The sequence below is a fragment of the Streptomyces sp. NPDC002701 genome (assembly GCF_042889045.1).
Classification (GTDB): Bacteria; Actinomycetota; Actinomycetes; order Streptomycetales; family Streptomycetaceae; genus Streptomyces.
Window position 1 is genome coordinate 365,330 of sequence record NZ_JBIAQL010000007.1, and the last position, 8,781, is coordinate 374,110.

General features: G+C 72.6%; 11 protein-coding genes. 9 read left to right on the plus strand and 2 right to left on the minus strand.

Annotation, left to right across the window (positions count from 1 at the left end; translation table 11 throughout):
• Window positions 1-13 precede the first annotated feature (13 nt).
• From ACFYXC_RS22030 to ACFYXC_RS22055, 6 genes are read left to right on the plus strand one after another with little or no spacing between them, the layout of a single operon-like run.
• Entirely contained in the window at window positions 14-1,240 is a 1,227-nt protein-coding gene (locus ACFYXC_RS22030) for a sedoheptulose 7-phosphate cyclase (RefSeq protein ID WP_389553730.1), read from the plus strand.
• Window positions 1,233-1,679, plus strand: a complete 447-nt coding sequence (locus tag ACFYXC_RS22035) for a cupin domain-containing protein (protein WP_388905934.1) — start codon at window positions 1,233-1,235, stop codon at window positions 1,677-1,679. Before ACFYXC_RS22030 ends, ACFYXC_RS22035 begins: the two co-directional genes overlap by 8 nt.
• On the plus strand, window positions 1,676-1,993 hold the full coding sequence (locus ACFYXC_RS22040; protein WP_389553731.1) for a hypothetical protein: 318 nt from the start codon (window positions 1,676-1,678) through the stop codon (window positions 1,991-1,993). The genes ACFYXC_RS22035 and ACFYXC_RS22040 overlap by 4 nt, the downstream gene beginning before the upstream one ends.
• An 11-nt stretch (window positions 1,994-2,004) precedes the next feature.
• Window positions 2,005-2,373: a hypothetical protein gene (locus tag ACFYXC_RS22045; RefSeq protein WP_389553732.1), complete on the plus strand. Its 369-nt coding sequence runs from the start codon at window positions 2,005-2,007 to the stop codon at window positions 2,371-2,373.
• Complete coding sequence (locus ACFYXC_RS22050) at window positions 2,370-3,029, plus strand: VOC family protein (protein ID WP_389553733.1); 660 nt, start codon at window positions 2,370-2,372, stop codon at window positions 3,027-3,029. The genes ACFYXC_RS22045 and ACFYXC_RS22050 overlap by 4 nt, the downstream gene beginning before the upstream one ends.
• Entirely contained in the window at window positions 3,022-3,687 is a 666-nt protein-coding gene (locus ACFYXC_RS22055) for an O-methyltransferase (protein WP_388905925.1), read from the plus strand. The genes ACFYXC_RS22050 and ACFYXC_RS22055 overlap by 8 nt, the downstream gene beginning before the upstream one ends.
• A gap of 19 nt (window positions 3,688-3,706) precedes the next feature.
• Here the strand turns inward: ACFYXC_RS22055 and ACFYXC_RS22060 are convergent, their stop codons facing one another.
• Complete coding sequence (locus tag ACFYXC_RS22060) at window positions 3,707-4,678, minus strand: STM4015 family protein (protein WP_389553734.1); 972 nt, start codon at window positions 4,676-4,678, stop codon at window positions 3,707-3,709.
• A 110-nt stretch (window positions 4,679-4,788) separates the two neighbouring features.
• Window positions 4,789-5,820: a medium chain dehydrogenase/reductase family protein gene (locus ACFYXC_RS22065; RefSeq protein WP_388905920.1), complete on the minus strand. Its 1,032-nt coding sequence runs from the start codon at window positions 5,818-5,820 to the stop codon at window positions 4,789-4,791.
• 152 nt (window positions 5,821-5,972) lie between these two features.
• Here ACFYXC_RS22065 and ACFYXC_RS22070 point away from each other — a divergent pair, with 152 nt between their 5' ends.
• The 3 genes from ACFYXC_RS22070 to ACFYXC_RS22080 all read left to right on the plus strand — a co-directional run bounded on the left by ACFYXC_RS22070 (window position 5,973) and on the right by ACFYXC_RS22080 (window position 8,563).
• The gene (locus ACFYXC_RS22070) at window positions 5,973-6,629 is read left to right on the plus strand and encodes a TetR/AcrR family transcriptional regulator (protein ID WP_389553735.1); all 657 of its coding nucleotides are present in this window, start codon (window positions 5,973-5,975) and stop codon (window positions 6,627-6,629) included.
• A gap of 155 nt (window positions 6,630-6,784) precedes the next feature.
• Entirely contained in the window at window positions 6,785-7,990 is a 1,206-nt protein-coding gene (locus tag ACFYXC_RS22075) for a M23 family metallopeptidase (protein ID WP_389553736.1), read from the plus strand.
• Between the two features lie 165 nt (window positions 7,991-8,155).
• Entirely contained in the window at window positions 8,156-8,563 is a 408-nt protein-coding gene (locus ACFYXC_RS22080) for a RidA family protein (protein WP_388905912.1), read from the plus strand.
• Window positions 8,564-8,781 lie beyond the last annotated feature (218 nt).

Genomic DNA, 8,781 nt, shown 5'->3' on the forward strand with positions numbered 1-8,781 from the left:
GGGTCCTGTCTCCATGCCCGAAGCACCCAGAAGCCCGCGGGACTCGAGCACCCGACGGACCGTCACCCTGCCCAGACCGCTCCCGGCCCAGCGCACCACCTGGGCCGTACGCGCCGAACAGGCCGTCGAGTACGACGTCGTCCTCACCAGCGACCTCCTGGACCCCGCGAACGACACCCTCGCCCACGCGGGCACCGACCCGGTCCTCGCACCGCCGGCACGACGCTGTGTCGTCACCGAGCGGACGGTCCAACGGCTCTACGGGGACCGGCTGTCGGCGTATTTCCTGGCCCACGGGATCGACGTCCGGTGGCTGGTGCTGGACCCCGGCGAGCAGAACAAGACCGTCGAGGCGGTGCTGCGGGTCGTGGACACCCTGGACTCCCACGGCATCCCGCGCCGGCGGGAACCGGTCGTCGCCGTCGGCGGAGGCGTGCTGACCGACATCGTCGGATTCGCCTGCAGCACCTATCGCCGGGGGCTGCCCCACGTCCGGGTCCCCACCACGCTGATCGGCCTGGTCGACGCGGGGATCGGCGCCAAGACCGGCGTCAACCACGGCGGGAGCAAGAACCGCCTGGGCAGCTACTTCCCCCCGCGGTGCACCCTCGTCGACCCCGCGTTCCTGGCGTCCCTGCCGCCTCGTCACCTCTCCAACGGCCTGGCGGAGATCCTGAAGATCGCGCTGGTCCTGGACCGGCCCCTGTTCGACCTGCTGGAGGCCCACGGCCCCCTGCTGCGCGCCGAGCGCTTCCAGGGCGCCTCCCCGCAGGGCGCGTACGCGGCGGACGAGACACTGCGCCGCGCGATCGGCGGCATGCTCGCCGAACTCGAACCGAACCTGTGGGAGGACCGGCTCGAACGGGCCGTCGACTACGGCCACTCCTTCAGCCCGGTCCTGGAGATGCGCGTACTCCCCGCGCTGCTGCACGGCGAGGCCGTGGCCCTCGACATGGCGCTGACCACGGTCATCGCCTGCGACCGCGGGCTGCTCACCACGGGACAGCGCGATCGCGTGCTGGCCGTGGCGGAGGCCCTCGGACTTCCGGTCACCCACGACGCGTGCCGGCCGGACCTGCTGGAGCAGGCCCTCGCCGACATGGTCCGGCACCGCGACGGCCGCCAACGGCTGCCGCTGCCCACGGACATCGGATCGGTCCGCTTCGTGAACGACCTGACCGGCGACGAAGTGCGGTCCGCCGCAGCCTTCCTACGCGAAAGAGGGAACAGCCATGCCTGACGAACTGCTCGTCGCCGACGTCCGCGGCGCTTCCGCCGTGCACGCGATGCACGGCGGCGCGGACGTCGCCCGCTGGAAGTGCCTGGCCCGCCGGATGGGCCTGGCCGGGACCTGGGAGGCCATCGAGTGGGCGTCCCTGCCACCCGGCGCGGTCTGCGGGGAACACCGGCACACCCGCACCGAGGAGCTGTACTTCGTCCTGCAGGGCGAGGGCGAGATCGTCCTCGACGACGTGCCGTACCGCGTCCGCCCCGGCCATCTGGTCGTCAACGGCCTCGGTACGCGCCACCAGTTCCGCAACCTCGGTGACGGGGACCTCAACTGGATCGTCATCGAGGTCTTCGGACCCGCCACCGCCCGTGCGCTGGTCGGCTCCGGCGCCGAACCCGTCTCCGTACCCGCACCGGCGTCCGCGCCCGTTCTCGAGAGGACCTCATGACCGCCACCATCATCGATCTCGCCGCCTGCCGGGAGGTCGACCTCACCAGCCTGCTGACCGGACCGCTGCGCCGGGCCCGCCTCGTCACCCTGGAGGCCGGCCGGACCGAGACCCTGTCCGCGGCCGACCGCGAGCACACGCTGTTCGTCGTCGAGGGCGGCGGCACCGTGCGGGCCGGTACCACGACGGTGGACCTGGTGGCCGACACCGCCGTCACCCTGCCGCTCGGCGGGACGATGACGGTCGCCGCGGGCACCGGGCCGCTGCGCTACTTCCACGCGGACCTCGACGTGCCCTCGGCGGGCACCCGGTGATCGTCACCGGCGTGGACGAGTCCACGCGCACCTTCCGGGACGGGGCCGCGCACACCGCGAGCCGCTCCCTGGCACGGCGGGGCTTCTTCTTCTCCGAGACCGAGGCGGTCGACCATCTCCGGCTGGCACCCGGCGCCGAGATCGGCCCGCGCGGGCGCGGCGGGACCGAGGAGATCTGGTTCGTCGCCGACGGCGGCGGACACCTCGTCGACGTCGACGGCACGACCGGCGCACTGCGCCGGGGCGCCCTCGCCGTCTGCCCCCTGAACAGCGGCGCGGTCCTGCGCGCCGGAGCCGACGGGATGCGACTCGTCCTGGTCGCCGTCGCCCCCCGCCACCTCACCGCGGCGATGCCGCCGCGTCTGCCCGTCGCCTCATGACCGCGACGGCACCGCCGGCGGTGCCGGCTCCCCGCCCCAACCGGCGTCCGGGCATCCCGGGCGCCACCAACGTGGACCACGTCGCCTACACGGTCCCCGACCTCGAACAGGCCGTGGCCTTCTTCACCGAGGTGGCGGGCGCCGAGCTGATCTACCGCGAGGGGCCGGTCCAGGACCCGCACGGCGACCGGATGCACCGCTGGCTCGGCGTACACCCCGGGGCGGTCGCGCACATCGCCATGCTGCGTCTCGGCCCGGTGACCAACCTCGAACTCTTCGAGTACGACGCCCCGGACCAGAACCGGACGCTGCCGGCCAACAGTGACTGGGGCGGCCATCACCTGGCCATCCACGTCACCGACATCGACGCCGCCGTGGAGTACCTGCGCCGGCAGCCCGGGGTCCAGTTGCTCGGCGAGGCCCGTACCGTCCCGGACGGCCCGATCGCGGGCAACCGGTGGATCTACTTCCGCACCCCCTGGGGCATGCAGATGGAACTCGTGCAGGCGTCCGCGGGCCTCCCCTACGAGACCACCACCGGCGTCCGCCGCTACGGTCCGGCCGCCGCCCGGGGGACGGGGCACCCCGCCCCTTCCGGCACCTCGGACGACCCGGCCCCCTCGGACACCCGAACCGCGAGGAACCCGTATGCGTGACCAGATCGACCTGACCCCCGCCCTGCTGGACTACGTCAGGGACATCTCCCTGCGTGAGGACGCGGTCCTGCGCGAACTGCGCGACGACACCGCCGCGCTGCCCGACCGCATCATGCAGATCCTGCCCGAGGAGGCCCAGTTCCTCGCGCTGCTGGTGCAACTCACCGGCGCGCGGCAGGTGCTGGAGATCGGCACCTTCACCGGGTACAGCGCCCTGGCCATGGCCCGCGCGCTGCCGCCCGGCGGACGGCTCGTCACCTGTGACATCAGCGAGGAGTGGACCGCCATGGCACGCCGGGCCTGGGATCAGGCCGGCGTGTCCGCGCGCATCGACCTGCGCCTCGGCGATGCCACGCGGACCCTGGAGACCCTGCTCGCCGAACGCGGCCCCGCCTCGTTCGACCTCGTGTTCATCGACGCGGACAAGGCGAACTACCCGTACTACTACGAGCGGTCCCTCGTCCTCACCAGACCCGGCGGGCTGATCGTCCTCGACAACACCCTGTGGTCGGGGCGGGTCATCGACCCCGGCGCGCAGGACGCCGACACCCGGGGCGTGCGCGAGGTCAACGACACCCTCCACAAGGACGACCGGGTCGACGTGTCCATGCTCTCCATGGCCGACGGGATCACCCTCGCGCACAAGCGGCGTCACTGACCCCTGTGCGGTCCGGTGCTCACTCCCCCGCTGCGACGTACCGGCGTTCGTCCTCGCGGGGTTGCTCCCGGCCGTCCAGGACGACCTTCACCCCGGCCGGTTCCAGGGCCTCGCGCAGGCGCCGCATCATCGGTTCCGAGAGGAAGTGGTGGTGGAGGTCCAGCTCCTGGAGGTGGGTGAGGGGCTGGCCGCCGAGGAGCGCCTCGGCTCCGACGTCGCTCAGGGTGCCGAGGCCGAGGTGCAGGAAGGCGAGCCGCGCGACGACGGGAGCGCCGGCGACCGCGGCGGCGATCTCGTCCTGCATCTCGCTGTTCTGCAGCCCGAGGTGGCGCAGGGCGGGCAGGCGGTCGCCGTCGAGCAGCGGAGCCAGGTCGGCAAGCGTGGTGCTGCACCCGTAGTACTCCTCACCCAGCCACAGGTCCAGGCGGCGCAGAGCGGGCAGGTCGCTGGCGGCCAGGCTCCGGGTCACCTCGCCGGGCAGGCCGCCGTTCTCCAGGCGGAGGGTGCGCAGGTGTTCGTGGCGCAGGGGTGACAGCCGCAGCCCCGGCTCTCCGTCGCCGCCGTTCGAGCCGCGTACGCCGAGCTCCAGGAGACGGGGGTAGGCGGACAGGACCGGGGTGATGTCACCCTGCACGATCCAGGACAGCTCGGCCTCCTCGAAGGTGAGGTCGGCGAGGTAGAGGGCTTCGAGGCCGGTGAGGCGGCCGGCGGCGGCCACGAGCCGGTCGGTCGTTCCCGCGGGGTCACCCACGTCGTCCTCGCTCCCGTAGGCCCCCATGCCGAGGACCAGGGCCCGGACCTGTGCGGGGTCCACGGTGTCCAGGAAGCGGTGCCAGCAGGTCTCGAAGGGCTCCTCGTCGGCCCGCAGCGGGTTGCGGGACAGCCTCCAGGCGACCTCGCCCGCCGGGGGCGGCGGCCCGCTCTCCTCCCCCTCGGCCGGGAAGTCGTGGACGGGCAGGCCGTGCAGTGTCGTCAGATGATCGATAGTCACGGCGGCAGCCTTCCACATCCGAACACCCGTCGGGACACGGGGAGTTGATGTCGTCGGCGGTCCCCTGTCCCGCTTCGGTGCGCCGGGGGCCCGCAGAGCGCGGACCCGGCCTACGGGTTCAGTACGATCTTGCCGGCGACCGTGCCGGATTCGGCCAGGCGCAGGGCCTCGGCGGCGCGGGCCAGCGGGAGCCGGGCGGCGATCTGGGCCGTGACGTCCCCTCGCTGGAAGGCGGCGAAGACCTGGGTGAGGTCGTCGCGCAGCCGGGCCCGGAACCGGTTCCTGGCCAGGGCGCGGCCGGCCCAGACGTTGTAGAAGCAGGCGTGGCGGCGGTTGGGCAGCGCGTTCCACAGCCACACCCGGCCGAGCAGCTTGAGCACGGGCCACTGCTTGGAACCCTCGTCGTCGCGGGTGGCGGCGCTGCCGTAGGAGACCAGCGTCCCGCCGGGCGCGAGGAGCTTCCAGGAGTCGGCGATGCCCCGGCCGCCGACGTGGTCGAAGACGGCGTCCACTCCGGCGGGGGCGAGTTCGCGCACCCGGGCGGCGACGTCCCCCGAGCGGTAGTCGACGGGGGTGACGCCCTTGTCGCGCAGCGCCTCGTGGTGGCGTGCGGAGGCCGTGCCGATCACCTGCGCGCCCGCGGCGCGGGCGAGCTGGACCAGTACCGAGCCGACACCGCCGTTGGCGCCGTGCACCAGGACGGTCTGTCCGGCGCGGACCCGGGCCCTGCGGTGCAGCATCTGCCAGGCGGTGATGCCGTTGACCACCAGGGTCTCCGCCTGCGCCGCTTCGATCCCGTCGGGCACCGGCACCAGGTCCGCCGCGTCGACGAGCACGTGGCTGGCCCAGCCGCCGACCTTGACCAGGGCGGCCACCCGGGTTCCGAGCAGGCCCGGCTCGACGCCCTCGCCGGTCGCCAGCACCGTCCCGACCAGGTCGTAGCCGGGCACGAAGGGGAACGCGGGCTGGTCGTAGTAGCGACCGCGGCGCATCTGCTGTTCGGCGAAGGAGACTCCGGTCGCCTCCATCCGGATGACGGCCTGGCCCGGGCCGGCCACGGGGACGGCTCCGTGGCGGATCTGGAGTCCTTCCGGCTCCACCTTGCCGGGCAGTACGACCTCGACGAGTGCTTCGGCGTTCACGACGACCTCCGGTGCGCTGGGTGGCGACTGACTGCTTCTTGCGTTCGTTAGAAGTTGTAACGCATCGCGAAGGATGGAGTCAATAGCTTGCGTGATAGCCTCTAACTAATTCTCGATGCTGTAGAGACGCTGGTACGGAAAGGCGGCAGGCCATGGCGGACACGGGCACCGGGACCCCGCGCGAGCGCTATCGCGCCCAGGTGCGTGCGGAGATCAAGGAGCACGCCTGGGAGCAGCTGGCCACCGCGGGGGCCTCCGCGCTCTCCCTCAACGCGATCGCCAAACGGATGGGCATGAGCGGACCCGCGCTCTACCGTTACTTCGCCGGCCGGGACGAACTGATCACCGAGCTCATCCGGGACGCCTACCGCAGCCTCGCCGACACGTTCCGCTCCGCCGCCGCGTCCGGCCCCGACCTGCGCGCGCTGGCGCACGCCCTGCGCGACTGGGCCCTGCACGACCCCCAGCGCTACTTCCTGATCTACGGCACACCCGTCCCCGGCTACCACGCGCCCGACGACGTGACCGCGATCGCGCGCGAGATCATGGCGACCCTGCTCGACGCCTGTGCCGCACTGCCCCCGGACACCCCGGCGGCGCCGTTCCACACCCATCTCGACCAGCACCGGCGGTGGGCGGACGGCCACCCCGCCGAGTCCGCCGTCCTGCACCGGGCCCTGACCTTCTGGACCCGGCTGCACGGCGCCCTCTCCCTGGAACTGGCGGGCCACTTCGCCGGGATGGGGTTCGACCCCGCGCTGCTCTTCGGCGCCGAACTGGACGACCTGACCGGCGCGTCGGCACGCTGACCTCGCCGCGCTCGTCCAGCCGGGCAGGCGGGACGCGGGAGCTGCCCGTTCGGGCACACTCCTGTGCCTCGACGCCTCGTGATGCCCGGGGGCCCGCGCGCTAGCGTCGTGCGCGTGAGCATCACGACCCGCGCCGGCGTCCGGGGGGTCCACCGGTGACCGACGACCGGTCGGACGAGACGGGGACAACGGGCACGACAGCGCACGACCCTGCGGCGGGCCGGACCCGGGCGGCCGGGGTCACCGAAACCGGGCCCACACCGGCCGGCCCGGCAACGGCCGGCGACGGCGCGACCGAAGCACCACCGGCACGGAACACCGCGAAGCGCGCCCGCCGTCCGGGCCCGTTCACCCTGCTCGTCCTGCCGGGACTGCTGGCATCGATGGGCGTGGCCGGTTTCCTCGCGGCGACGGGCGGTCTGTCCTCCGCCTGGCCCGAGGGGCCCGGTCCCGCCCAGGCCGCCACGACCCGCGTCGACGCCTCGTACGTGCCCTGGCTGCGCAAGGCGGTCTCGGACTGCACGGTCATCGAGCCGTCCGTGCTCGCCGCCCAGATCGACCGGCTCTCCGGCTGGAGCAACGACGCCGGAACGCTGTCCGGCGAGAAGGGCATCGCCGCGTTCACGGACGCCGGATGGCGGACCTGGGGCAAGGACGACGACGGCAACGGGCGCTCCTCGCCCCGCGATCCGGCGGACGCCATGATGGCGCTCGGGCGGCAGGACTGCGCCCTCGCCGAGAAGGTGACCGCCCTCAGGACCGAGGGGGTCGTCACCGGGGACCTGGTGGACCTCACCCTCGCCGCGTACGCGTCGGGCACGGACGCGGTGGTCGAGGCGGGGCGGGTGCCCGCCGAGGCGGAGGCGTACATCACCGAGGTGAAGTCGCTGTCCTCGCGCTACGGTTCGGTCGACGGGGAGAGTTCCGGCGGCACCGTGAACCAGGTGCCGGGCGCCGTCCTGGCCGCGCCCGTGAACGACCTCACCGTCACCTCGCCCTACGGATCACGCCAGCACCCCCTGACCGGGCTGACCGGACTCCACACCGGGGTCGACTTCTCCTCGCCGCAGGGGTCCCAGGTCGCCGCCGCGTCGAAGGGCCGGGTCGTGTTCGCCGCGATGACCAAGGCGTACGGCAACCGCGTGGTGATCGACCACGGCACCATCGACGGCAAACGGCTGGAGACCACGTACAGCCATCTGCTGTCGCTCCAGGTCTCCGTGGGGCAGGCGGTGGACGCCGGGGCACCGGTCGGCCTGGTCGGCTCCACCGGTCTGTCCACCGGGCCGCATCTGCACTTCGAGGTGGTGCTCGACGGGTACTACACCGATCCGCTGCCGTGGCTGAACCCCGGCGCGTGACCAGAAGCGGTCACCAGAAGGTTCCCCAGTCACCGAAAAGTGCGTTCTTCCATGTCAGCGCACACTCTCCTACGGTTATCCAGTAACCACAGGAGAGCGAGTTCGCACTGGTTCCACGGAAGCGGACCCACGGACTCGCACGAGGACGAGAACGAGGCGGACGACATGGCCATCACCCTGGTGAACCCCGAAGGACTGCCCAAGATCGACGTGTACCGGCAGGTGTCCGTCGCCACCGGGTCACGACTCGTGCACGTCGCCGGGCAGGTCGCCTGGGACGCCGACGGCGTCACGGTCGGCGAGGGCGACCTCACCGCCCAGGTCGAGCGGGCCTACCTCAACGTCGGCACCGCCCTGGCCGGGGTGGGCGGGTCCTTCGACGACGTGGCGAAGCTGACCGCCTACGTCGTGGACTGGACCCCCGACAAGATGCCCCTGTTCCTGGAGGGGATCGCCAGGGCGGCCGCGCACCTGGGGGTCACCCCGATGGCGCCCGCCTCACTGATCGGCGTGGCGGCCCTGGACGTACCCGAACACCTGGTGGAGATCGAGGCGACCGCGGTCCTCGACTGACCGATCCCTCCCCCGCCCCGGGATCCGTCTGAGCTGCCCGCACGGTCCGCGCTGAGTACCCGTACTCAGGACCGGGCACCGGCCGCCGTCGGAGCATGGGCGCAGACCGAGTCCACGTCCCGGGGAGTCTCAATGATGAAGTCAAGCCGCTTGCGCGACCGGCAGCTCGGGGGTGAAGACCCGGTTGTCGCGCAGGAGTGCCCACAGCACGCTGGCCC